The organism is Anoxybacillus tengchongensis, assembly GCF_014201585.1.
In the GTDB taxonomy this organism is placed as follows: domain Bacteria; phylum Bacillota; class Bacilli; order Bacillales; family Anoxybacillaceae; genus Anoxybacillus; species Anoxybacillus tengchongensis.
Window position 1 is genome coordinate 200,331 of record NZ_JACHES010000002.1, and the last position, 26,128, is coordinate 226,458.

Consider the following 26,128-nt stretch of genomic DNA (forward strand, 5'->3'; position numbering starts at 1 on the left):
ATCATAAAACAATCCCCCCTCAAAGGCGAAGGGGGATGGGTGTTATTGCTTGACAATTGTCGCACAACGTGGACATAGTTCTGGGTGATCTGCATCTTCTCCTACTGTTGGTGTAACAACCCAGCAGCGCGCGCATGTTTTGCCTTCAGCTTGTTTGACGACAATCGCTGTTTTGGTGAATGTTTGCGCCTCGCTCGGTGCTTCTGTAAATGAGCCGCCAATTGAAAACGCTGAAACGATTAATAGCTGTTTCATATCTTCTTCAATCGAATCGATGAGCGCTTTCGTTTCGTCGGTCGGATATAAAATGACGTGCGCTGTAAGCGACTTACCGATCAGTTTTTCGTTGCGCGCCACTTCTAGCGCTTTTAATACTTCATCGCGCAATTCCATAAACGTATCCCACTTTTTAACGATGCGATCTGCATCATCAATATGCACCGCTTCTGGCATATCGACAAGCTGCACGCTTTCTTCTTTGACGTGCGGAATGTATGACCATACTTCATCTGCCGTATGCGGTAAAATCGGCGCAACAAGTTTCGTTAACGCAACAAGCGTTTCATACAACACCGTTTGAATCGAGCGACGTTCATGATTATTTGCCGCTTCGATGTACAATACGTCTTTGGAGAAGTCGAAATAAAATGCGCTTAAATCAACAGTACAGAAGTTGTTTACTTCATGATAAATCGTCGCAAATTCATACGTTTCGTACGCTTGTTTTACTTTTTCGATGAGACGATTTAATTTAATGAGCATGTAGCGGTCGACTTCGCGCAACTGATCGATCGCTACCGTATGTTCCGCAGGGTTGAAATCAAATAAGTTACCGAGCATAAAGCGGAACGTGTTGCGAATTTTGCGATACACTTCTGCCACTTGTTTTAAAATGTTGTCAGAAATGCGCACGTCTGCTTGATAGTCGACAGAAGCAACCCAAAGACGCAAAATATCGGCGCCGAGTTGTTCCATTACTTTCGCAGGCACGACGACGTTACCGAGCGATTTGCTCATTTTTCGTCCTTCGCCATCTAACACGAATCCGTGGCTTAATACGCCTTTATACGGTGCTTTTCCAGTAACCGCAACTGCGGTTGAAAGCGACGAGTTAAACCAGCCGCGATATTGGTCGGACCCTTCTAAATAAAGATCGGCTGGACGTTGTAAATCGTCACGTTCTTCCAATACCGCTTGATGAGAAGAACCTGAGTCGAACCATACGTCCATAATGTCCGTTTCTTTCGTAAACCGTCCGTTCGGACTACCTGGATGCGTAAACCCTTCTGGCAGTAACTCTTTCGCGTCACGTTCAAACCAAACATTTGAGCCGTATTGGCGGAACAAGTTCGATACGTGTTCAATCGTTTCATCTGTAATAATTGGCTCGCCGTTTTCCGCATAAAAGACTGGAATTGGTACTCCCCATGCACGTTGACGTGAAATGCACCAGTCACCGCGATCGCGAATCATGTTATGGATGCGAATTTCACCCCATGCTGGCACCCATTTTGTTTCTTCGACCGCTTGTAACAATTGATCGCGAATTTTATCAATGGACGCAAACCATTGAGCTGTCGCACGGAAAATCGTCGGTTGCTTCGTCCGCCAGTCGTGCGGATATGAGTGCGTAATAAACGATAGTTTTAATAAAGCACCTACTTCTTGTAGCTTTTCTGTAATCGCTTTGTTTGCGTCATCGTAAAACATGCCGGCAAACCCTGGCGCTTCTTCCGTCATATAGCCGCGCTCATCGACAGGGCAAAGAACGCCAAGGCCGTATTTTTGACCGACGATAAAGTCGTCTTCCCCGTGTCCTGGCGCCGTATGAACGCAACCGGTTCCGGCGTCTGTTGTGACGTGTTCGCCGCAAATGACGAGCGAATCACGGTCGTAAAACGGATGTTTCGCCACGACGTATTCGAGTTCGCTTCCTTTGACTGTTTTTAATACAGTGACATGTTCCCAGCCAATTTCTTTTTGCACCGATTGTAATAACTCGGATGCAACGACGTATTTGCCACCGTCTGCCTCAACAACGCTATATTGCAGCTGTGGATGAACAGCGATGCCTAAGTTCGCTGGAATCGTCCATGGGGTTGTCGTCCAAATGACGATTTTTTCATCGCCTTCAAGCACCCCTTTTCCGTCTTTGACAGGGAATGCAACGTAAATCGATGGCGAGCGTTTATCTTTATATTCAATTTCGGCTTCGGCAAGCGCCGATTCGCTCGATGGAGACCAGTAGACAGGTTTTAATCCTTTATAAATTAATCCTTTTTTCGCCATTTCGCCAAATACTTTAATTTGTTGTGCCTCGTATTCTGGCGTTAACGTAATGTAAGGATTGTCCCAATCGCCGCGCACACCAAGTCGTTTAAATTGCTCGCGCTGGCGGTCAATTTGCTCGTACGCATATTGTTCGCATAGCTTGCGAAATTCGGCAACGCTCATTTCTTTTCGATTGACGCCTTTATTTTTCGTGAGCGCCGTTTCAATTGGTAAACCGTGCGTATCCCATCCCGGCACGTACGGGGCACAATAACCGCTCATTGATTTATAGCGCACGATAAAGTCTTTTAAAATTTTATTGAGCGCATGGCCCATATGAATGTCGCCGTTCGCATACGGAGGTCCATCATGCAGCACAAACAGCGGACGATCTTTCGTGCGCTCTTGCACTTTACGATAAATGTCCATCTCTTCCCATTTCGCTTGCATTTGTGGTTCCCGTTGCGGAAGATTTCCACGCATCGGGAAATCGGTCTTTGGCATAAGTAACGTATCTTTGTAGTCCATTTGTTTACCTCCTTTTTATGTAAATAAAAAAACCTTCTCATGCCCAAAAGGGACGAGAAGGTCTCGCGGTACCACCCTTATTGACTATGTAAACATAGTCCACTCGACATTCGTAACGGGAATGACGCGCCGTGTCCTACTACTCGTTCAGCACGGAACTCTGGGGTGATGTTCATTCTTTCGCTTATGCCGAGCTTCCACCGCCCTCGGCTCGCTGTAATAAGCTGATGAAAGAACTACTGTCCCCTTCATCGTTTTTGCGATATAACTGTAATCGATATTATAGGCAATAACAATGCCATCCGTCAAGACTCGGTTATTTCTTGCACCGCTTCATCATCAAGTTTGTAATCTAATAAATGATCCCAATCGCCGTTGTTTAACATATCGAGCTGTGCTTCAATTAACATTTTAAAACGATTGCGGAACACTTTCGCTTGACGTTTTAATTCTTCCACTTCCATCGCAATTTTCCGCGTTTTAGCGAGCGCTTCACTAATGATGCGATCTGCGTTTTTCTCCGCCTCTTTAATGATGAGCTTCGCTTCTTTTTGCGCGTTTCGCTTCACTTCTTCTGCTGTTTCCTGGGCGATTAAAATCGATTTATTTAACGTTTCTTCAATATTTGTAAAGTAGTTGAGTCGCTCTGTCAGCTCTTTCACTTTTTCTTCAAGCTGTTTTTTTTCACGCAAGATCATTTCGTAATCTTTAATGACTTGGTCTAAAAACTCATTTACTTCATCTTCATCATATCCGCGAAAGCCTCGGCTAAATTCTTTATTATGAATATCTAACGGCGTTAACGGCATGTAGCCCACCTCCATCTTATGTACGTACCGTATGTTTCGACATGTTTTGCGAAAATCCTGCTTTTATTTTGCTTTTTCGACAACGATGCGCCATTTTTCTTTTTTTGTTTGTCCAACAACCGCTTGCAATCGGCAGCGGCCATAGCCGCGCAACGAAAGCAAATCCCCTTCTTGACACTCCATATGAGCTTGGTCGACCGTTTTCCAATTTACTTTTGCATAGTTTTGAGTAATGAGCGCTTGCGCTTTTTGACGCGATATTCGGAAACATTGGGCTAAAATCGCATCAAGTCTCAAAGAAGAAACAGTAAACGTTTCTTCCTCCCATTCTTCTTTCACAGCAAGAAGTTGCGAAAGTGGTTGTTCTTCTAACGATACTTTTGCTTTTCCAATCGCTGTGACGTTCATTTTTACAAACGGTGCAATTTCTTTAGCAACCACAAATTGAATGACATCATCAACGATGACGATGTCGCCAAACTTTTCACGCTTCACACCGAGTGACAAAAGGGCACCGAGCACATCACGATGCCCGAGCGTCACAAATTTTTTCGGATAGCGAATGGAAAACAACGATAGTTGAAAATCATCTTCATTCGGTTGCATGTACGGCGGATATAATAGCGCACGCTTTCGTTCAACAGATGATGAACCGCCAAAAAAAGCAACGTGCACCTCGTCGTTGTTGCCGACAATCGAGCGGACGATTTGTTGTTCGCGCGGAGTTAAAAAGTCCGTGAGTTTCGGAGCGTACTGTTCCGTCACAAGCCGCTTCCATTCGCACACGAGATCGATAAAATGATGCTCTTCTTTTCGAAAATGTTGATAAATATCCATTACAACCCTCGACTAACCATATCGACTAATCCGTAAACGCCTGCCGTCGCAAAGCGCAAAACAAGCAAGGCGACGATCGGCGAAATGTCGATCATGCCAATCGGTGGAATGAAGCGACGAAACGGCTCTAAATACGGCTCACAAATGTTGGCAAAAAATTGCCCTACTTTCGTTTCGCGCGCATTTGGAAACCAAGACATTAAAATGTAAATAATAATCGCATATGAATATACTTCAATGACTGTTGCTACAAAGTTTGCTATTTGATACACATTTACCACCTCTTTATTGTCGGTTCATCATCAGAAACAATCGAAATCGAGCCGCTCACATCGACGTTATCCGGTGTGCATAAAAAAATGGTCGACCCGACTTGTTGAATGTCTCCGCCTATTGCATATACCGTTCCGCTTAAAAAGTCAACGATGCGTCGCGCTTGATCGCGGTCGACACGATGAACATTGACGACAACAGCACGTCGATTTTTCAAATGGTCGGCAATTTCTTGTACTTCTGCGTAAGCACGTGGCTCAAATAAAACGAGCTTGGACGATTTTTGCACGCTTTGTAAACTGACGACGTTTTGCTTTTGTTCGGCTTTTGGTTGTTGAGCAACTTCTTCTTGCTCGTATTCATCCTCTTCCCATTTTTCTTCATCTAAATCGAAAAAATCGCGAATTTTTTTCACAAATCCCATCATTCCACCTCCTCTTCACCGACAAGACATGTACCGAGTCGAAGAAACGTAGCTCCTTCTTCAACGGCAATGACGTAATCGTTTGACATTCCCATCGACAGTTGTGTACATGGAGCATGCGGATATTGTTTTTCTTGCACGCGCTCTTTTAACTCACGCAACGTTCGAAAACAACGACGAATCGTCGCTTCATCATCCGTATATGGCGCCATCGTCATCAATCCAACAACTTCAATACGCGAAAAAGCGGATAATGTTTCAATAAACGAAAATACATCCTCTGGCGCTAATCCGTGTTTAGACGTCTCTCCTGATACGTTCACTTGCACAAAACATTTCATTGTTCGATTCGCTCGTTTGTCGATTTCTTCCGCTAACGAAAGACGATCAAGCGAATGAATGTAGTCGACGTAATCGATGATTTGTTTTACTTTTCTCGATTGCAACGTACCGATAAAATGCCACGTCGCTTCTTTTCCGATTGCTTCATATTTTTGTAAAAAACCGTCGGCACGACTTTCACCTAAATGAACGATGCCTGCTTCCACCGCTTCGTTTGCGCGTGCGATGCTTACGTATTTTGTCACTGCCACGATTTGAACGTCTGCGGCGTTGCGTCCTGTTTTTTCACACGCTTCAGCAATATGTTGTTGAATCGTTTGTAACCGTTGTTTCACAGACATGTCATCACCTCCAGCCAATAAGCGCCATCATTCTTCCTGTTTGGCCACCGTCGCGACGGTGGGAGAAAAATAATGACTGCTCACAGCTTGTGCAATACGATGAAATAGCGATGTGTTCGCTCGGAACACCTGCTTGCTGCAAAAGCTGTTTATTCATTTCTTTCAAATCGAGCGCATACTGTCCCTTACTTGTTTCATTATAAAGAGATTGAGACGAGTTGACTAGCGCCTTTTGAACGAATGTGATGACGCGATCATCGACGATATAACAACAGCGACCGATCGATGGCCCAATGACGACATACATATCACGCGCATCTACTCCTTCTTCATTCCACCGCTTCACCATTTCACCAGCGATGTTATGCACCGTTCCTTTCCAACCAGCATGTGCGAGTCCAATGAGCTTTTTACTTGGGGCAAAAAAGTAAAGCGGAACACAATCCGCAAAACAAAGCGCCAACATGAGATCTTGTTCGCTTGTATACAGCCCGTCTGTATGCGGCAAAGCGGTATCATACGTGCGCACCCCTTTGCCTGCATGTTCGTTCGTCACTTTTTCGATGTGTACACCATGCACTTGATCGGCACATACCCAGCGATCAAGCGAAACGTTTAACTGCTCGGCTACTTTTTTCCGATTTTCATACACCGCATGTCGATGATCGTTGACGTGCATGCCAACGTTTAACGTCGCAAACGGCTCGCTGCTTACTCCACCTCGTTTTGTTGTAAACGCAACAATGACGTTTTCCCAGTCATCAAACATAAGCAATGACTCATGCGCTTGGCGAAATATTTCATTCATCGTCCGACATCCTTTGTACAATTTTATCACTTTTTTTCCTATTTTATCACAGCTTGCCGAAAACCTGAACTATTCATCGCCATCTAATCGAACGAGAATGACATCAGCCCCGACTTTGACAATATCGCGCCACGGAATGATAATTTCATCCGTCCGTCCGAATAAGCCGAGCACTTTCCCGGCACCAATAATAATAATGGCTTCAATTTGACCGGTCGTTAAATTAATATCAATATCTCCAATATTTCCGAGGCGTTTGCCGTTGGCAACATTGACGACGTCTTTTTGTTGTAGTTCAGAAATTTTCACCATGTTCCCCCGCTCCTTTTCTTCGTTCTATCTCCTATATGTATGCGCAAGGGAAGGGTTGTAGTCATTTCGAGGGCATAGAAAAACCCCCAACTGCGTGGGGGGATGTTACCATTGGATATTTTTATTCATTTGTTTAATGGCAGCTTTTTCTAAACGAGATACTTGTGCTTGCGAGATGCCGATTTCTTCGGCAACTTCCATTTGTGTCTTTCCTTGAAAAAATCGTTTGCGAATAATCATTTTTTCACGTTCGTTTAAGCGACGAAGTCCTTCTTTCAACGCGATTTCTTCAATCCAGTTTGTATCTCGGTTTTTCTCATCGCTCAGCTGATCCATCACGTAAATCGGATCACCACCATCGTTGTAAATCGGTTCAAATAACGACACAGGATCTTGAATCGCATCTAGCGCAAACACAATTTCTTCGTGTGGGACGTCTAAAATTTTTGCAATTTCTTCTGCCGTCGGTTCTTTTGCTGTTTCACTCATCATTTTTTCGCGCACTTGTAACGCCTTGTATGCAATGTCGCGCAGCGAACGGGATACACGAATCGGATTATTGTCACGTAAATATCGGCGAATTTCACCAATAATCATCGGTACGGCATACGTTGAAAATTTCACGTTTTGGCTTAAATCAAAGTTATCAATCGATTTCATAAGTCCAATACAGCCGACTTGAAACAAATCGTCGACATATTCACCACGATTGTTAAATCGTTGGATGACGCTTAATACGAGCCGTAAATTCCCGTTGATTAATTTTTCACGTGCATATATGTCACCAGCTTGCATTTGCCGAAATAATTCACGCATTTCTTCGTTTTTCAGTACGGGAAGTTTCGACGTATCAACGCCGCAAATTTCAACTTTGTTTCTTGCCATGTCTTTCCCTCCTTACAGGAGATGCTGTCAGCTTTCAGTATCTCCTTCGAAGGGAAAAATATGCATTACATCATTTTGTTAAATTCTTTTCGCAATCGTTTAATAATTCGCTTTTCTAAGCGGGAAATATATGATTGGGAAATGCCTAATAAATCCGCAACATCTTTTTGTGTTTTTTCTTCGCCACCACTTAGCCCGAAGCGAAGTTCCATAATTTGTTTCTCTCTGTCACTCAATTGGTCAAGGGCACGAAATAGTAAACTGCGATCAATATTTGCCTCTAAATCTTTCGTAATGACGTCATCTTCTGTGCCTAATACGTCCGACAACAACAGTTCGTTGCCGTCCCAGTCAATGTTTAACGGTTCATCAAACGATACTTCCGAGCGCACTTTATTGTTGCGCCGTAAATACATTAAAATTTCATTTTCAATACAGCGCGACGCATATGTAGCGAGCTTAATTTTTTTTTCCGGATTAAACGTATTGACCGCTTTAATTAGTCCAATCGTACCAATGCTAATTAAATCTTCAATATTAATGCCGGTATTTTCAAATTTTCGAGCAATGTAAACGACGAGGCGAAGATTTCGTTCAATAAGTAGTGAACGAGCCGTTTCATCTCCAGAAGGAAGTTTTTTCAAGAGCATTTCTTCTTCCTCTTTGGTGAGCGGAGGCGGCAACGCTTCGCTTCCACCGATGTAATAAATTTCGTCCGCTTTGAGCCCTAATTTTTTTAATAGTTTGTACCATAAATACGTGAGGCGCAATTTGAATAACTTCATAAAATCCCCCTTCTATTTCGGCACGATCGGCCGTATAATCATAATAATTACGACGCTTGCGACATGACCATATGTGGATGAACGATGCAATTGTACTCTCCGTCAGCGGAAAGCGACGACGGGTGAAAACCAACAAGCACTTTTGTAACAGATGTCCATTGTTTTCCGTCCGACCATTGCACGTCGTCTAGTTTCATTGCAATTAATAGCTGTTGCTCGACACCAACGGCTCGATATGGAACGAAACGTATACGACTCGCCCATTCGCTCGGGATGTCATCTGTGTACGTCCGTTTGTGAATCATTTGTAAGACGGCTGGAGGAAATATATGTGCGAACGGTTGCAATTCCACAATCATGACCGGTGTGTTTGTTAACGGGTCGCGCAACTGGTTTCCGCTATCGACTAATCCTTTTAAACATACCGTTTGTCCAAAACATGTCACACGCACGTCAATAACATGTTCAAAGCGTAATTTTTTCTCCCGAATCGTTCCCATTTGCATCTTAGATAATAACCATAAAATCGGAAACATCATAACGACAAACAACCAGCTAATCGAAGTGGAATGCAAAAGCCATTGTGATGAATAAGCTGTTATTTCACTTTGTAGTAAAAAGTGAAATGCAATGAGCCCTCCGCCCATCATAAACGTTGCAAAATAAAAAGCGAGCACATTTTCGATAAAAAAACGAAAACGATGAAAGCCAAAACAAATCCAAACGATGAAAAAAGAGACGATGAGTTTTGTTGCGATATGAGACATCATATAGGCAAAAGGCGTGAAAAGAAGCAAGACGAGCAATGAGCCGAATAATGCTGCAAGCGTAAGCCGCCATAACCGAACGCGGCGCTTTAACATAATCGCCACGAGCCATAGTAACATCGCATCAAAACAAAGATTTAATAACCATACGAGATCGGCATAAATCAGCGGCATCCCCTCCTTATCTTGAAACTAGTATATAGCACTTTCAATAGAAAAGTATGTCAAACGATGACGTCATTTCTTTAGAGATTTTGTCAGATGATGAAAATAAAAAAAACGCCCACACGTAGTGAGCGTTTTTTTAACGGCGACGATTGCGGTTGCGCAGGAAAGCTGGAATGTCAAGCGGGTCTTCTGCTTGTTGTCCGCGCGTTGGCGAGTAGTCAATCGGCTCTTCTTTTTTCTCGCGTTTGACGCCAACGTTCGGTTTGACAACCGCTTGTCGTGTTGCTTTCGCTTGGTTCACTTCTTCGTTAAATCCAGTCGCGATGACAGTCACGATAATTTCGTCTTTTAAGTTTTCGTTAATGACCGAACCAAAAATCATATTGACATCTTGGTCGGCAGCTGATGCGACGATGTCAGCTGCTTCTTGCACTTCGTACAAGCTTAAGTTCGTTCCACCTGTAATGTTCATTAGTACGCCTTGTGCACCGTCGATGGACGTTTCTAATAGCGGGCTAGAGATCGCTTTTTTCGCTGCTTCTGCGGCGCGGTTCTCTCCTGTTGCTACACCGATTCCCATAAGAGCTGAACCTTTATTCGACATAATCGTTTTCACATCAGCAAAATCTAAGTTAATTAATCCCGGTACGGCAATTAAGTCGGAGATGCCTTGTACCCCTTGACGAAGCACGTTGTCTGCTTCGCGGAACGCTTCTAACATCGGCGTATTTTTGTCAACAATTTCTAACAGACGATCGTTCGGAATGACGATGAGTGTATCGACTGCTTCTTTCATCGCCGCAATACCGCTTGCCGCTTGCATCGCACGCTTTCTTCCTTCAAACGTAAACGGGCGTGTGACGACGCCAACAGTAAGTGCACCTAAATCACGCGCGATTTGAGCGATGACTGGAGCCGCCCCCGTTCCTGTTCCTCCGCCCATGCCGGCTGTAACGAATACCATATCGGCACCTTTGAGCGCCTCTTCAATTTGCTCTTTACTTTCTTCCGCTGCTTTTTTTCCTACCTCTGGATTTGCTCCTGCACCTAATCCACGCGTCAATTTCGCACCAATTTGTAGCTTAATTGGTGCCTTTGATAAGTTTAACGCTTGGGCGTCTGTATTGACTGCAATAAATTCAACACCTTGTACTCCGTGTTCAATCATGCGATTGACAGCGTTATTTCCGCCGCCGCCGACACCAATTACTTTAATTGTCGCTAACTGATCAACAGTCGTGTCAAACTCCAACATGATAATCCTCCTAGCCATTCAAATTGTCATTCAAAAAAGTATCCGAAAAATTTCTTGACTTTATGTGCTAAATGTTCTTCTTTTTGTTTTGGTTTTGCTGGCGCTTTATGCACCTTTTTCTCCGCTTGGAAATCGTTTGACGCGCTAGAAGAAAGAACGGGAACGTGTCTTCCTTGTAACTTCGCATTTTTATAAGCGAATTGAATTAAACCGACACCGTTTGTGTATTGTGGATCGCGAACACCAATATAATCCGGCATCGCGACACGAACAGTGTGTCCAAAAATCGCTTCGGCAAGTTCTAATACGCCCGGCATATTGACTGTTCCACCGGTTAACACATATCCGCCAGCCAAATCGCGAAATCCGCGTCGACGAATTTCTGCTTGTGCCATTTGTAAAATTTCTTCTACACGCGCTTCAATCATATCCGCAATTTCCAATTGGCTAAATTGTTGATGTTGGTCAGTTCCGATAATGGGAACGCTAAATACTTCTTCTTCAGAAGCAAGATCGTAAAATGCATGTCCATGTTTTAGTTTAATGCGTTCTGCATCTTCTGTCGACGTACGCATGCCGATCGATAAATCTTTTGTAATATGTTCCCCACCGATTGGAAGCACGGTCGTTGCTTGTAAAAATCCTTGTTCAAACACAGCGACCGTCGTTGAACCGCCACCGATATCAATAAGTGCCACACCTAAGTTTTTTTCATCTTTCGATAGGGCAATTGAGGCTGCCGCTAGCGGTTGAAGACATACATCAAGCACTTCTAACCCCGCTCGTTCAACACAGCGAAGCACGTTATGTAAAGCTGTTTTTGATGCGGTAATCATCGTTCCTTCCATTTCTAATCGCACGCCTAACATGCCGCGCGGATCGTTAATTCCATCAAGTCCGTCAACGATAAACTGTTTTGGAATAACATCAATAATTTCGCGCTCTGGTGGGACGGAAACGACTTGGGCTGCTTCGATGACGCGCGTGACGTCTTCATTCGTAATTTCTTTATTTTCGCTTGATACAGCGACAATCCCATGACACGGTTGAAGTTGAATATGATTGCCGTTTACTCCGACAATGGCGCCTTTAATCGTTACGCCGACCATCCGTTCCGCTTGTTCAATCGCTCGTTTAATCGATTGTACCGTTTCATCTATATCAATAATGGAGCCTTTTTTCAGCCCTTGCGATTTCACATTGCCGACACCGATAATGTTTAACTGATCGTTAATCATTTCGCCAATGATGACTTTTACACTGGACGTACCGATGTCAAGACTAACATAAAAATCGTTGCTGTTCATTCTGGTGGCACCTCCTTTACAAAATGAACGTTGTTATGTATATCAACACTATATTCCACATCCGAACAGCATTCCCTTTTTTATAAACGATTTTTTTGGCGGCTTTCTAACCATTTCGTCAGCAAAATTCGGCGGATGACAGCGATGTTTTGAAACAGGCGCACACCGAACGCAAATACAGCTGCTAAATACAAGTCTACACCAAGATGCACACCGAGAAAAGCTAAACTTGTTGCTAAAATAATATTAAAAAAAAATCCAGATACAAATACGTGCTCATCGTAAATATTTTGCAAATGTGCACGAATGCCGCCTATGAGCGTATCAAACGCTGCGAGCACCGCGATGGATAAGTAGTTCGCATATTCGCTCGGAATGCGCCAATCCGTCAACAATCCGAGCAATATGCCAATGACGAGGCCAAGCAACGGAAGCCACATCATGTTCACCTCCTAGCATCTTCGACTGCTTCCATTTGTTTGACGCGCACCGTCCCATCGTATGGAGGAATGACGACACGTTGTTGTGGCTCTGAAATCGTAAGAAGTAAATTTTCAAGGGCAAAGTCATCGGCAATCGTCGACGCTTTGAGCCGGTTGTACATTTTTTCTGCGTCTACCGCAATCACTTTAATTTCAAAAGGGAAAGAGTGTAGCGGGTACGAATCCACTTTCGTCACACCGTTAATGTCGCGAATGACCGTCGTGTTGACGATGCGTTGATCAGCAATCGATACATATTGAGCGCCATACATATTTAATTCATTCATGAGTCGGCGAAGCAACTCAGCAGACACCGTGTCGCTAAGCGGACCGACGTATGATTCATCATACATTTGTTCGACATAAAGCACGACACCTTCCCCGACCACTTCCGTTAGCCCTGCTTCTTTTTTTAATTCCTCTACCGTTTGACGAAGAATGGCTCCTTTATTTTCTGAACGCTGTTGCTCATATTTTTCTAACGTTTCTTCATACTTTCGTATTTCCTGCAACAGTTGTTTATGTAACTCTTGCTCTTTTTTTAAATCTTGTCGTATTTCCCATATGTCACGTGTGTCGCGCACATCTGGTTCGTGGCTCGTTTGAAATTGGATCGCCAACATGAAACCGATAATAAGCGACACAAACGTAAAATGCCATGTCGTTTTTCGCGTCAACATCGCTCCTCCTCTTATTTTTGCATTAGCGGTTCCATTGTAATTTCCGATTTTTCTACAATGTCAACAACAATATGGTCGCTCGTTAGTTGGTCTTTGACGCCACCAGCGATCGTTAACGCAGGGATCAGTACGTTCGGGTCGCCAATCGCTTGAATAACGAACGGGGCGGGGTGTTGCATCCCATCTATTTCAATGACCGGGCCGTTGCAAACGATATACGATCGGTGCGATAATCGTTGACCGTTAATGGATATCGCAGACGCCCCGGCAATCAATAGTTCATTGACAACTTGAAACACATGTTGTTCGTGAACAATGTAGTTTGTGGCGTTCGCTTCGGAAGGGATGTATGAAGCATCAGATAGCATGACTTCTACTCCTTTTCCTTTTACTTTCACTTTGCCAAGATACATGCGCAATCGTTCCGCATCTTCGACAAGGTTAAAATAAACTCGCTCCTCGCTTGCTAATTCTTTTTCCATTTCTCGAACGCGTTGCTGTTTTTTAAACAACTCTGCTTGTAGCTTTTGATTTTGTTCTTGCTGTTCAATAAGCTGTTGACGATACTCATATTCTTTATTCCATTGACGTTCAAGTTGGCGATTAGCCGTCTCTTTTTTCGTCAGTTGATAAGAGAATGCCAACATAAAGCCTAAAACTAAACAAACGAACGACAAAATAACATGGCTACCGTTCATTTTCATCGTTTTTGTCATTCCCTTCATCTGCTTCGTACGGTTTGAAATATGTGCTCATCTCTAAATGAAGGACGCCTTTTGCCCCCGGCTGTAATTGGCTGACGATCGAAGGATAATGAACAATTTTTTCCGAAAAACGATCGACGGTAGCACTCACTTCTATGCCATCATTCATATAGACAGTAATATGCCTTTGGTCCGATGAGTTTGGGGTATAATGAATTTCTGAGATGAGGTTTAAAATCGAACTTGGCGTGTTTGCCAATTGGGTAGCCATCTCTTGAATAGCCTCTCCTTCTTTCCATCCGACTAAAATCGGGGCATCGCTCGGAATCGCTCGTTTTGCATGCGTCAACACCTTTCCGTTATCTAAAATCGGCAAAAAGGAATGCTTGTCCAAAATGTAAGCGATCCGCTTTCGTTCAACGACAACAATATCAATGCGATTCGGAATTCGTTTTTTGACATGTACTTCTTCCACTTCGGGATGTTGTTTAATTCGCTGTTCCACTTCCGCTTTTTTTACTTTCCAAAAGCTCGTCTTTTTCGTCACGCCACTTAATTGAATAATATCTTTGGAAGCGATATGATGATTCCCTTCGACGTGGATGACGGCAACGTTGCTTAGTGGCGACTGCGCGTACACGACGCCTAACAAAAGCATAAAAAATAAAGCGATATATGCAATGAGTAAGCGATTCGCGCGTTGTCTTCGCTGCTCTTTTAATTTTGGCACACGTTCTTCAAGAACAACAACTTTTCCTTTTCCCATTCACTCCACCTCGGTCGATGGACCAAATCAAAATAACAAGAAAACTAACGGCGCATATGAGCAACCGTTAGTTCATTGTCTCTATTTTTATTATAGCATAATATAGAAAAAATTAGGATGGGGAAAATGTATTACTTCCGCCCAACAATTTCAACTTCTGTTTGCAATGATACGCCGTATAAGTCATAAATCGTCTTCTTCACATAATCGATGAGCTCGAGCACATCTTTTGCCGTTGCTCCGCCGGCGTTGACGATAAAATTCGCATGTTGTTCAGAAATTTTTGCTCCGCCAATCGTATATCCTTTTAGCCCCGCTTGTTCGATCAACTGACCAGCGTATTGTGGAAGGGGGTTGCGAAAGATGCTTCCCGCACACGGGTAGTTCCACGGTTGTGTTTCGCGGCGATAATCTTTATTTTTTTGCATGGCTGCCACAATTTCATCGCGGTTTCCTTTTTTCATTTCAAGCATGGCTGCGATGCAAATGCCTTTACGCTTTGTTTGTAGGACGGACGTACGATACGAAAATTCCATCTCTTCATTTGTTAACCATTCAATCGTTCCGTCCTCAAACAAAATTTGTGCTTTTTTCACGATGCGCGACATATCGGAACCGTGAGCGCCGGCGTTCATATATACCGCTCCGCCCACCGTTCCCGGAATGCCTCCCGCGAACTCAAGGCCGGACAACCCTTGTTTACTAATGACGGTCGCCAGTTTAATGAGCGAATATCCTCCGCCAACTGTCACTTCTGTATCATGAATGTATAAATCATCTAATCCTTCACCAAGTTTAATGACAACACCTTCAATCCCTTCATCTAATACGAGTAAGTTCGAACCGCGACCGATCGCACGCCAAGGTACATCATATTTTCGGACGATTTCCATCGTCTTTTTTAAACCATCTATATTTTTTGGCTCAACGAAAAGGTCAGCAGGTCCGCCAATTTTAATTGTTGTATGACTGGCCATACGCTCGTTTTCTTTCACTGTTCCAACGTTAGCTTGCAGGAGCTCTTCACGTAGTTTTTCCAATGTTTTACCTCCTCTACCTTTTTCCTATATCGTATGCAATTTATGAAATCATCTCCACCATGACGCGATATAAACGTTCCGCTGCATCGCGAATACCTAGTCGAAACGCCGCTTCTTTCATGTTTGTCAACGTCTGTTCGTCTAACAAAATGCGGTCGATATCGTCAAGCAAATGCGCACCTGTCAATTCACTTTCTAAACGAACGATCGCTGCTCCTTTTTTCTCAAGCGCCCGGGCATTTTTTTCTTGGTGATTATTTGTCACATACGGGCTCGGAATTAAAATGCTCGGAATGCCGAGCGCTGTAATTTCTGCTAGCGTCGTTGCACCTGCACGCGCAACGATTACATCGACCCCACCTAACACTTCCGGCATGTTGTGAATAAATGGACGAATGATGACGTTTGGCGGATTGCCGACATCGCCTACTGCCTTTATTACTTTATCATAATGAACGTCGCCTGTAACATATAAAAATTGATACGGTTTTTGTTCGACTTCATGAAGCACTTGTAAAAACGCCTCATTGATCGGACGGGCACCGCGACTGCCACCGACAATGAGTACCGTCTTTTTCTGTTCATCTAATCCGAGCGATCGTCTCGCTTCCCGTCCGTCTTTTCCTACGACTTCTGACGCGCGCGGGTTTCCTGTTAATACAACTTTTTTGTTTGGAAAATATTCCTTTGTTTCTTCGAAGCAAACGGCAACTTTATCGGCATAACGGCTTAAAAACGTATTCGTCAATCCCGGGATGCTGTTTTGTTCATGAATGATCGTCGGGATGCCTAATCTCGCTGCTGCATATACGACAGGTCCGCATACGTATCCCCCTGTGCCGAGCACAACGTCTGGTTTGTATTGTTTCAACAGTTTTTTGCATGCGTGAACACTTTTTATAAAGCGAACGAGCGTTTTGACGTTTTCCAATGAAAGACTACGTTTTAATCCACTAATGTCAATCGCATGAAACGGGATGTTTTCTCTTGGAACGATCGTGCTTTCTAACCCTTTTTTTGTCCCAATATATAATACATCGACGTTTGGATGTTGTTTTTTTACTTCATGAATAAACGCAAGCGCAGGATAAATATGACCTCCTGTTCCGCCACCACTCACTACAATTTTCATCGCTTTTCCCCCTTATCGAAAGTAACAGAAGAAGCTGACTTCCGTGAAGTCAGCCTTTAATATCGCGCATAACGGCTAATGTTTAACAAGACACCAATCGCCATAAGCATAAGCGTCAATGACGAACCGCCATAGCTTAAAAACGGCAATGTAATGCCTGTCACCGGCATTAATCCGGTCACGACTCCGATATTAATCATGACTTGAATCGCGACCATCGCAATGATGCCGACAGCTAAAAAACTGCCGTATAAATCAGGCGCCCCTAAGGCGATGCGAATGCCACGCCAAAGCAATAAACTGAAAAGAAGCAGCACGAGCGAACCGCCGATAAATCCGAGTTCTTCTGCTAAAATAGCAAAAATAAAGTCGGTTTGTGGCTCAGGCAAGTAAAAAAACTTTTGGCGGCTTTGCCCGAGTCCAAGCCCGAACAGCCCGCCCGGCCCGATCGCATAAAGCGATTGAATAATTTGAAAACCGCTACCTAGCGGATCTTCCCATGGATTTAAAAATGACGTAATGCGCTTAATACGATACGGAGCGGATAACACGAGTCCAGCAAACCCTGCCAATCCGAGCAAACCGAGGACGAGGAAATGGCTCATGCGCGCGCCAGCGACAAAAATCATGACGACGCACGTGCCAACCATGACCGTTCCCGTCCCTAAATCCGGTTGTAACATAATCATACCAAATGCAATAAACACGAGCGTTAAAGACGGAAGTAACCCTTGTTTAAATGATGCGATTTTTTTTTGGTTTTCAGATAAATATTTTGCTAAAAATGCGATCATCGCCATTTTCATAAATTCAGATGGCTGAATAGAAAATGCACCAACGCCAATCCAGCTGCGCGAACCGTTGCGCACCATGCCGATACCTGGAATTAAGACGAGAACGAGAAGTATAAAACAAACAATGAGCAACACTTTCGCCCACGTGCGCCACGTCCAATAGTCGATGTTCATGAAAAAAAACATCGCTACAATGCCAATCCCTGCAAACAATAGTTGGCGTTTCGCAAAGAAAAACGAATCATGAAACTTGTAATCCGCCCAAATGGCGCTAGCGCTATACACCATAATAAGCCCGATCGCCAACAACGAAAACGTGATGATCATTAACAAAAAATCAGGTGCAGACTTTTTTCCATGCAATGCGGAACACCTCAATTTACTTAAAATTCGTCTTATTTAAGCTTATGCACCGCATGTACAAACATGTCCCCACGCTGTTCGAAAGTTTTATATTGATCCCAACTTGCACACGCTGGGGAAAGTAAAATGACATCGCCCGGCGACGACCATTCATATGCGGCAAAAGCTGCTTGTTCCACATTATCGACACGTTTCACTTGCTGTATTCCTGCTTCGCGCGCAATGCGTTCAATTTTTGGCGCCGTCTGTCCGAACGTAATGACGGCTTTCACATGTTGAAAGTAAGGGAGTAACTCATCGAACTCGTTGCCGCGATCTAACCCACCGGCAAGTAAAATAACCGGCTCATGAAAAGCGCTTAACGCTTTTTGCGTCGCTAATATGTTTGTCGCTTTTGAATCGTTGTAAAATTTTCGTCCATTGATTTCAGCAACAAACTGCAAGCGATGCGCAACGCCTGTAAACGTCGTTAATACGCGACGAATCGAGTCATTGTCTGCACCTGCAAGCTTCGTTGCGGCAACAGCGGCTAATATATTTTCGAGATTGTGCGTCCCGCGTAACGCCACGTCGGTGATGTCGATAATTCGCTCGTCATGAAAATAAATCGCTCCCTCTTTTACCGTTGCCCCGTACGATAATGGCGTAGTTGCAGAAAACGGCACTTTTTGTGCGCGGCTTTTTCCTGCTAATTGCATGACAATCGGATCATCCGCATTGACGACAGCGTAGTCCGTTTCCGTTTGATTTTTAAAAATGTTTCCTTTCGCTTCTGCGTATGCTTCTTTCGTCCCGTGATAATCTAAATGCGCATCGAAAATGTTTAACAACACAGCGATGTGCGGACGAAAACGGATCGTTCCGAGCAGTTGAAACGAAGATAATTCCATCACGATGACATCATCTTTTGTCGCATGTTTGGCAACTTCGCACGCAACGGTTCCGATATTTCCTGCAATGAGCGGTCGCCGTTTCGCTTCTTGCAACATGTGATAAATCAAGGTCGTCGTCGTCGTTTTTCCGTTTGAACCTGTAATGCCGATAATAGGGGCTTTTGACGTTTCATACGCAATTTCGACTTCCGTAATAATCGGAATGTGTTTGTCGAGCGCTTTTTGGACGAGCGCATTGGAGTACGGAATGCCGGGATTTTTTACGACGAAATCAAACGGCTCATCGAGCAACTCAAGCGGATGACCGCCACATACGAGACGGACGCCAAGCGCTTCTAACTCTTGTTTTTCCTGCTCACTCGGTTCATTGCGATCGTTGACAACAACATCGGCACCGAGCTCACGAAGCCGTTTTGCTGCTGCCCATCCACTTTTGGCTAAACCTAATACGAACACTTTTTTTCCGTTGTACATTATACCCACACCTCAATATAAATTCCTAAAATGGCAAACAATAAACCGACCGCCCAAAACGTCACGACAACACGCCACTCTGACCAGCCGATTAACTCGTAATGATGGTGCAACGGACTCATACGAAACACGCGTTTCCCTGTCGTTTTAAACGAAATGACTTGAATGATGACCGATAACGTTTCAATGACGAATACGCCACCGATAATCACCAATAATATTTCAAGTTTCGTTAAAATCGCAATGGCGACAATCGCCCCGCCAAGCGCAAGCGAACCAGTATCACCCATAAACACTTTCGCAGGGTGCGCGTTAAAGACGAGAAATCCAAGCACCGAACCAACGACAGCAACGCTAAAAATGGCGATGTCATATTGTCCTTGATTCCAAGCTAATACAGCATATGCACCAAACGCAATCGCCGCCGTCCCTGCTAGCAACCCGTCTAAGCCGTCCGTTAAATTGACCGCATTGGAGCCGCCAACAAGCATAAAAATAATAAGCAAAATATAAGCGACGCCTAAGTCTATAGACATATCCGTCCCAGGAATCGAGACGACCGTTGAAATGCTGTAATGTTGAAAGAAAAAGTAAAAGATGAGCGCAATGAGCAGTTGTCCCACTAGTTTTTGCTTGCTCGTTAAACCAAGGTTACGTTTCATGACCACTTTAATGAAGTCATCAATAAAACCGAGCAATCCGTAGCCAAGCGTCACAAACAACAATAAATACGTTTGTGGCGTCCGTTCAAAAAATACATCGTTCATCATAAACGTTGTAATCGAGAGCGACAATAAAATCATTAATCCCCCCATCGTCGGCGTGCCTGATTTTTTTTGATGGGATTTTGGCCCTTCTTCACGAATGCTTTGCCCGAATTTTAATCGCCTTAAAAACGGAATGAAAATCGGCGATAACACAACCGTAATCATAAAGGCAACCCCTGCCGTGAACAAAATGACTTTTTCGTTCATGATCGTTGCACCTTCCTCATCTTCTATTGATCTGTTCTTCGTTGAATAGCTTCGCGTGCGACGACACGATCATCAAAATATAACACGTCTTTCCCGATGATTTGATACGTCTCATGACCTTTTCCCGCAATTAAAACGACATCGTCTTTTTCGGCTTGTTCAATCGCATATGTAATTGCCTCTTTTCGATCGACAATGCATACGACGTCTTCAGCTACTCCTTGTTTCATGTCGTTTAAAATGGCCATCGGGTCTTCTGAACGCGGATTATCCGATGTAAAAATTGGAACATCGCTATATTTGACAGCGATTTGCGCCATCAATGGTCGCTTCGTCCGATCGCGGTCTCCACCGCAACCGACAACGACAAATATACGCTTTTTGGCAAACTGTTGAATCGTCTGCAATACGTTTTCTAAACTATCTGGCGTATGAGCGTAATCGACGATGACGGTAAACGGCTGACCGGCATTAACGACTTCAAAACGCCCCGAAACTCCTTCGATGTCAGCAATGGCTTCCACAATCGTACGAAGCGGAATGTTTGAGACGAGACAAGCGCCTACCGCAGCTAACAAATTATATACATTAAACATGCCGATGAGCTTCGTTTTCACTTGTACAGTTTCGATCGGAGTAACAAGTTGAAATGTTGTGCCACTCGTTGTTATCTCAATATGTTTCGCCATAATGTCGCTTTGATGATGAATACCGTATGTTACAACTGTCGCTGCTGTGCTTTTTTTATATTCTTCTGAGGCAGCATCGTCCGCATTCAATATCGCAAACTTCGGACGTTGATGATCGAAACGATTGCCAAGTTGCGCAAACAATAACCCTTTCGACCAACGATAATGCTCCATCGTTTGATGGTAGTCTAAATGATCTTGCGTTAAGTTGGTAAACACAGCGACATCAAAGTCACATCCGTGTACTCTTCCCATATGTAGCGCGTGAGACGATACTTCCATCGCAGCAATGTCCACATGCGCGTCAACCATTTTACGAAACATTTTTTGTAAAACGAGCGATTCAGGTGTTGTATTTTTTACATCATACGTTTCATCACCAATTTTCATGTTAATCGTGCCGATCAGCCCGGTTTTTTTTCCAGCGTGGCGGCATATGCGCTCAATAAAATGTGTCGTCGTCGTTTTTCCGTTTGTTCCTGTTACACCAATGACATGCAGCTGATGCGTCGGCTGACCGTAAAACGCATCGGCTAATACAGCAAGTGCGCGGCGGCTATCATTTACGTAAATGACCGGCACAGGCAATGTGAGCGGTTTTTCGGCCACGACTGCAACGGCTCCGCGGGCGACCGCTTGTTCAGCAAAATCGTGTCCATCTACTGTAAATCCTTTGATACAAACAAATAACGAACCTTGCTGTACGTCTCTTGAATCCATATCGATCGATGTAATCGTCGGATTTTCTGTTGTAAGTGGTGTAAAGCTATGTAAATGTTGAAGCAACGTTTGTAACTTCATACCGATCGTTCCTTTCTTCTTTATATAAACAGAAAAAGAAGCCATGAGGATACTTCCTCTAGGCTTTACCGTTTCGTTCCAAAATAAACCCGGATCGTCGCTCCTTCTTTCACTTTCGCCCCAGGCTTCGGCGCCTGTTCAATGACTGTATCGCCTTCGCCACTACCATCTAATTTTAAGTGAAAAAGCTGTTGTTGCAAATCTTTTTTTGTTAAACCGATTAAATTTGGCACTTCTACATAGCGCGGATCGAGCCACGTCGTTTCTTTTTCAATTTGTTGTTTACGCGGTTTGACACCGAGTGCACGTAAGCTATCTTCCATAATATTTCCAACAATCGGTGCCGCCACAACGCCACCAAATTGTACCGTTCCTTTCGGATTATCGACCGCCACATATACAACAATTTGTGGATCGTCCGCTGGCGCAAAGCCGATAAATGAAACGATATGGTTGTCTTTTAAATATTGACCGTCTTTTGCTTTTTGAGCTGTTCCGGTTTTGCCACCGACACGATACCCATCGACAAACGCACCCTTCCCTGTTCCTTGTGCTACAACGCTTTCGAGCGCATAACGAATTTGTTTTGACGTTTCCTCGGAAATAACTCTTCTTTTTGCTTTTGGCGTTTGTCGTTGTATGACTTGTCCTGTGACCGGATCGAGCCACTCTTTTGCAATATAAGGTTGGTATAAAATTCCTCCATTTACAGCAGCGGCGACTGCCGCCACTTGTTGAATAGGCGTGACGGCTACCCCTTGACCGAAAGCGGTCGTTGCTTGTTCGACCGGTCCGACACGATGAAGTGGAAACAAAATACCTTTTCCTTCTCCTTGTAAATCAATGCCCGTTTTTTCACCGAAGCCAAATGCACGAATATATTCAAATAGTTTTTCTTTACCGAGTCGGTCACCAAGCTCTACAAATCCGGGGTTGCAAGAGTTTTGAACAACTTCAAGAAACGTTTGATCGCCATGGCCGCCACGTTTCCAACAATGAAGCGTCGCCCCAGCAACTTTAACATATCCTGGATCGTAAAAATGTTCTTTTAATAAATCAACTTTTTTTTCCTCTAAAGCTGCCGCGAGCGTAATAATTTTAAACGTTGACCCCGGTTCGTACGTGCTCCAAATAGGCAAATTGCGATTAAAAATTTCAGGTGGCACGTTTTGAAAGTCAGCGGGGTCAAATGTCGGACGGCTTGCCATTCCTAAAATTTCACCGTTGTTTGGATTCATCGCAATCGCAATAATTCCGTCCGGGCGATACGTTGCTTCTGCAATCGTCAGTTCTCGTTCTAAAATCGTTTGGACGCGTGTATCGATGGTCAATTTTAAATCAAGTCCATCGACAGGTGGCGTATACGCATCGGCCATCCCTGGCATGCGCTTCCCTTTTGCATCGGAATAAAATTGAACGGAACCTGGCTTGCCGCTCAATTGTTTATCGTAATAAAGTTCAAGCCCCATCAATCCTTGGTTATCAATTCCGGCAAAGCCAAGCACGTGCGATAAATAACTTCCGAACGGATAATACCGTTTTGAATCTTCAGCGATGTATACTCCTTTCATCCCTAAGTCGCGAATTTGTTTCGCTTGCTCGTTCGAAATTTTTCGCCCTTCTGGATGAATGCGTTCAATTGATGTTTTTTTCGTCACATGTTTATATGCTTTTTCTACCGGCATGTGCAATATGCGCGCGAGCTCGTTTGCTACTTCCGATGGGTTTTCAATTTGTCTTGGGACGACGAGCACAGATGGGGCACTCATGTTCGTTGCTAAAGGCACCCCGTTGCGATCGACGATTTTCCCACGCTCTGGCTCAAATGGGATATTTCGACTCCATAAATCTTTCGCCCGCTCTGTTAACATATCTCCTAAAACAAATTGCACATAACCGAGACGAATGTCAATAATCGCAAAAATGAGAAACCCAATCAACAAAACGACCGTCAATCGTTTTCGAACAGTTACTGCACGCATATAGCGGAACCTCCTTATATGTTTCGGCTCGTTCCACTATATGCTTGTACCGTTTCATATAGAACTAATCGACCGGACCGTCTGCTTCTTGTTGTTCTGTTTCGGTTTGCTGTTTTTCATCGATTTCCGATGGTTTCGCCAGCTCGACAATGATATAGTCGTTTCGTTTGATCACTGCCCCCGGCGTAATATTTTGCCTAAATACGTATCCATTGCCGATAAAGCTTGGCTTTAACTGCAACAGTTCCGCAAGCTTCATGACATCGCGCAGCGACCAGCCTGTGACATCAGGCATCATTGCGTTTCCGTCCGTTTGCAACAAGACGCGATCTGGGGCGACGACGTGTTCCCCTGCCTTCGGAAATTGTGCACGCACTTTCGTTCCTTTTCCGATGATCGTTACATGTAACCCTTGATTTTTCAATGACTGTGTAGCTTGTTCAACCGATTGACCGACATAGGAAGGCAGCGAAATGCTTTTTTCTTTTTTCACTCGTTTTTTCTCCACCGTCGGTTGAATGTTTAAATATTGTAAACTACTTTTCATGACAGAATTAAAAATCATGGATACGGGTGCTGCTCCTGTTTCCGTATATGAAATGTTTGGTTGTTGCACCGCAACATACATAATTAAACGCGGATTTTCACGCGGCGCCATTCCTAAAAACGAAAAGATATAGTTTTGATGACCGGTTAAATATCCGCCTTTCGGATCTGGAATTTGCGCCGTTCCGGTTTTTCCTGCGACGCGGTAGCCTTCAATTTGATACGGACGTCCTGTTCCTTTCTCAGATGTGACGACCGTTTCTAAAATGTCTAGTACTTTTTCGGCTGTTTGTTTTGAAATCGGCGTATCGACAACAGTCGGTTCATGTTTTACGACCGTTTTTCCGCTTTCCGGATCGACAATACGATCGACAACGTACGGCTTCATCATTTTCCCACCGTTTGCGATGGCGGTAGCTGCTTGAACTTGTTGAATTGGTGTGACCGACGTTCCTTGTCCAAAGCCTGTCGTCACTTTTTCGATCGGATAACGATATAAAATGTTTCCAGTTTTTTCACCCGGCAACTCAATGCCGGTTGGTTCATTAAAGTGGAAACGATGTAAGTATTGCAAAAAGCGATCTTCTCCTAATTTTTCGCGCACAATTTTTGCGAATGCGACGTTTGATGAACGTTGCACCCCTTCAAGAAACGTAATTTGCCCCCAACCGACTTTGTTATGGTCACGAACGCGATGAGGACCGACTTGATATGAACCGGACTGGTACGTTTCATTCGGCTGAAATACTCCTTCATTCACCGCCGCAGCGAGCGTAAAAATTTTCATTGTCGATCCCGGCTCGTACGGATAAGAAATCGCATCGTTAAAGTAGTTTTCAATGTTTCGTTTGTTCGGATCAAAACTTGGGCGCGTGCTCATCGCTAAAATCGCCCCTGTTTTCGGATCGGCAACAATGGCGATCATTTTTTTCGGCGCATATTGTTTTTCAACAGCGTTCATCGCATCTTCTAAAAACGTTTGAATGTGTTTATCGATCGTTAAATAAATATTCTTTCCATTTTGTGGTGGAACGATTTGTTCGTCTGCATACGGGAGTTTAAATCCTTGTGGATCGCCTTCATAAGCAACGTGTCCATCTTTTTCTTTCAGCTGCTCATTAAACTGCTTTTCAATGCCCATTTTTCCTTCCACTTCGTTCGTTGCTTCATCTTTTTGTGCATAGCCGACAACGTACGAAGCAAATGTGCCGTTCGGGTAAAATCGTTTCGAGTCACGTATGAACGTAATGCCCGGAAGCTCTAACGCCTCAATTTTTTGTTTCAACGTTTGGGTAATCCCTCGACCGTTCGGACCGAACTCGACTTGCTTCGCTTTCCTTTTTAAAATGCGCTCGACATCCGCCACGTCCATCTTTAATAGCGGTGCCAACTTTTGTGCTGTTTTTTCAGGATCGGTCACATGTTGTGGCATGTCCGGATCGAGAATGGCGGCAACTGTATATGAAGGAATGTCTTCAGCGATAATTTCCCCGTCTCGATCAAAAATCGTTCCGCGCTTCGCTTCAAGCACTTGTTTTTTTAAATAACGTTTTTGCGCCTCGACCGCTAACACTTGTCCGTCCGCAACACCTGTTGCTTGTAAATAAACGAAACGTCCAAACAATAGAAAAAAGAGCAAGCTAAAAAAAACGAAAGATATAGCTGCTCCTCTATGCGTATGTTTATGCTTTCTCAT

Annotated in this window: 25 protein-coding genes and 1 other annotated feature; all 25 genes read right to left on the bottom strand. The window is 44.0% G+C overall.

Going from position 1 to position 26,128, the window contains the following annotated elements; all coding sequences use genetic code 11:
- Nucleotides 1–42 precede the first annotated feature (42 nt).
- Complete coding sequence (gene ileS / locus HNQ82_RS03355; protein WP_183247141.1) at nt 43–2,799, bottom strand: isoleucine--tRNA ligase; 2,757 nt, start codon at nt 2,797–2,799, stop codon at nt 43–45.
- A 45-nt stretch (nt 2,800–2,844) separates the two neighbouring features.
- Nucleotides 2,845–3,060, bottom strand: a binding site (T-box leader).
- 44 nt (nt 3,061–3,104) lie between these two features.
- On the bottom strand, nt 3,105–3,608 hold the full coding sequence (locus tag HNQ82_RS03360) for a DivIVA domain-containing protein (protein ID WP_032101523.1): 504 nt from the start codon (nt 3,606–3,608) through the stop codon (nt 3,105–3,107).
- Between the two features lie 63 nt (nt 3,609–3,671).
- Nucleotides 3,672–4,445, bottom strand: a complete 774-nt coding sequence (locus tag HNQ82_RS03365; protein ID WP_032101524.1) for a YlmH family RNA-binding protein — start codon at nt 4,443–4,445, stop codon at nt 3,672–3,674.
- Entirely contained in the window at nt 4,445–4,717 is a 273-nt protein-coding gene (locus HNQ82_RS03370) for a YggT family protein (protein ID WP_032101525.1), read from the bottom strand. Before HNQ82_RS03370 ends, HNQ82_RS03365 begins: the two co-directional genes overlap by 1 nt.
- Before the next feature lie 2 nt (nt 4,718–4,719).
- Complete coding sequence (locus tag HNQ82_RS03375) at nt 4,720–5,142, bottom strand: cell division protein SepF (protein ID WP_035046585.1); 423 nt, start codon at nt 5,140–5,142, stop codon at nt 4,720–4,722.
- Nucleotides 5,142–5,825: a YggS family pyridoxal phosphate-dependent enzyme gene (locus HNQ82_RS03380; RefSeq protein WP_032101526.1), complete on the bottom strand. Its 684-nt coding sequence runs from the start codon at nt 5,823–5,825 to the stop codon at nt 5,142–5,144. Before HNQ82_RS03380 ends, HNQ82_RS03375 begins: the two co-directional genes overlap by 1 nt.
- A 4-nt stretch (nt 5,826–5,829) precedes the next feature.
- Nucleotides 5,830–6,633, bottom strand: a complete 804-nt coding sequence (pgeF, locus tag HNQ82_RS03385; RefSeq protein ID WP_032101527.1) for a peptidoglycan editing factor PgeF — start codon at nt 6,631–6,633, stop codon at nt 5,830–5,832.
- 69 nt (nt 6,634–6,702) lie between these two features.
- Nucleotides 6,703–6,945, bottom strand: coding sequence for a YlmC/YmxH family sporulation protein (locus HNQ82_RS03390; RefSeq protein ID WP_032101528.1), 243 nt, complete (start codon nt 6,943–6,945; stop codon nt 6,703–6,705).
- 105 nt (nt 6,946–7,050) lie between these two features.
- On the bottom strand, nt 7,051–7,830 hold the full coding sequence (gene sigG, locus HNQ82_RS03395) for an RNA polymerase sporulation sigma factor SigG (protein WP_183247144.1): 780 nt from the start codon (nt 7,828–7,830) through the stop codon (nt 7,051–7,053).
- A gap of 65 nt (nt 7,831–7,895) precedes the next feature.
- The gene (gene sigE / locus HNQ82_RS03400; protein ID WP_032101530.1) at nt 7,896–8,615 is read right to left on the bottom strand and encodes an RNA polymerase sporulation sigma factor SigE; all 720 of its coding nucleotides are present in this window, start codon (nt 8,613–8,615) and stop codon (nt 7,896–7,898) included.
- A 47-nt stretch (nt 8,616–8,662) separates the two neighbouring features.
- Nucleotides 8,663–9,556, bottom strand: a complete 894-nt coding sequence (gene spoIIGA / locus HNQ82_RS03405; protein WP_183247146.1) for a sigma-E processing peptidase SpoIIGA — start codon at nt 9,554–9,556, stop codon at nt 8,663–8,665.
- 130 nt (nt 9,557–9,686) lie between these two features.
- Entirely contained in the window at nt 9,687–10,805 is a 1,119-nt protein-coding gene (ftsZ, locus tag HNQ82_RS03410) for a cell division protein FtsZ (protein ID WP_183241685.1), read from the bottom strand.
- A gap of 26 nt (nt 10,806–10,831) precedes the next feature.
- Nucleotides 10,832–12,112 (bottom strand): cell division protein FtsA, encoded by a 1,281-nt coding sequence (ftsA, locus tag HNQ82_RS03415; protein ID WP_183241687.1) that lies wholly within the window; start codon nt 12,110–12,112, stop codon nt 10,832–10,834.
- Between the two features lie 80 nt (nt 12,113–12,192).
- Nucleotides 12,193–12,552, bottom strand: coding sequence for a small basic family protein (locus HNQ82_RS03420; RefSeq protein ID WP_006321460.1), 360 nt, complete (start codon nt 12,550–12,552; stop codon nt 12,193–12,195).
- 5 nt (nt 12,553–12,557) lie between these two features.
- Complete coding sequence (locus HNQ82_RS03425) at nt 12,558–13,274, bottom strand: DUF881 domain-containing protein (protein ID WP_183247148.1); 717 nt, start codon at nt 13,272–13,274, stop codon at nt 12,558–12,560.
- An 11-nt stretch (nt 13,275–13,285) separates the two neighbouring features.
- Entirely contained in the window at nt 13,286–13,999 is a 714-nt protein-coding gene (locus HNQ82_RS03430) for a DUF881 domain-containing protein (protein ID WP_183247150.1), read from the bottom strand.
- Entirely contained in the window at nt 13,962–14,744 is a 783-nt protein-coding gene (locus HNQ82_RS03435) for a cell division protein FtsQ/DivIB (RefSeq protein WP_183241693.1), read from the bottom strand. Before HNQ82_RS03435 ends, HNQ82_RS03430 begins: the two co-directional genes overlap by 38 nt.
- Before the next feature lie 131 nt (nt 14,745–14,875).
- On the bottom strand, nt 14,876–15,784 hold the full coding sequence (gene murB, locus HNQ82_RS03440) for a UDP-N-acetylmuramate dehydrogenase (RefSeq protein WP_183247152.1): 909 nt from the start codon (nt 15,782–15,784) through the stop codon (nt 14,876–14,878).
- Between the two features lie 40 nt (nt 15,785–15,824).
- Nucleotides 15,825–16,916 carry an undecaprenyldiphospho-muramoylpentapeptide beta-N-acetylglucosaminyltransferase gene (murG, locus tag HNQ82_RS03445; protein WP_183247153.1) on the bottom strand — a complete coding sequence of 364 codons (1,092 nt, stop codon included), beginning with the start codon at nt 16,914–16,916 and terminating at the stop codon, nt 15,825–15,827.
- Nucleotides 16,917–16,972: 56 nt separating this feature from the next.
- Nucleotides 16,973–18,073, bottom strand: coding sequence for a stage V sporulation protein E (spoVE, locus tag HNQ82_RS03450; RefSeq protein WP_183247156.1), 1,101 nt, complete (start codon nt 18,071–18,073; stop codon nt 16,973–16,975).
- Nucleotides 18,074–18,105: 32 nt separating this feature from the next.
- Nucleotides 18,106–19,440 carry a UDP-N-acetylmuramoyl-L-alanine--D-glutamate ligase gene (gene murD, locus HNQ82_RS03455; RefSeq protein ID WP_183247158.1) on the bottom strand — a complete coding sequence of 445 codons (1,335 nt, stop codon included), beginning with the start codon at nt 19,438–19,440 and terminating at the stop codon, nt 18,106–18,108.
- Nucleotides 19,440–20,414 (bottom strand): phospho-N-acetylmuramoyl-pentapeptide-transferase, encoded by a 975-nt coding sequence (gene mraY / locus HNQ82_RS03460; protein WP_183247160.1) that lies wholly within the window; start codon nt 20,412–20,414, stop codon nt 19,440–19,442. Before mraY ends, murD begins: the two co-directional genes overlap by 1 nt.
- Nucleotides 20,415–20,437: 23 nt before the next feature.
- Nucleotides 20,438–21,904: a UDP-N-acetylmuramoyl-L-alanyl-D-glutamate--2,6-diaminopimelate ligase gene (locus tag HNQ82_RS03465; RefSeq protein WP_183247327.1), complete on the bottom strand. Its 1,467-nt coding sequence runs from the start codon at nt 21,902–21,904 to the stop codon at nt 20,438–20,440.
- Between the two features lie 65 nt (nt 21,905–21,969).
- Entirely contained in the window at nt 21,970–23,886 is a 1,917-nt protein-coding gene (locus HNQ82_RS03470; protein ID WP_183247162.1) for a stage V sporulation protein D, read from the bottom strand.
- A gap of 64 nt (nt 23,887–23,950) precedes the next feature.
- Entirely contained in the window at nt 23,951–26,128 is a 2,178-nt protein-coding gene (locus HNQ82_RS03475) for a penicillin-binding protein (protein WP_183247164.1), read from the bottom strand.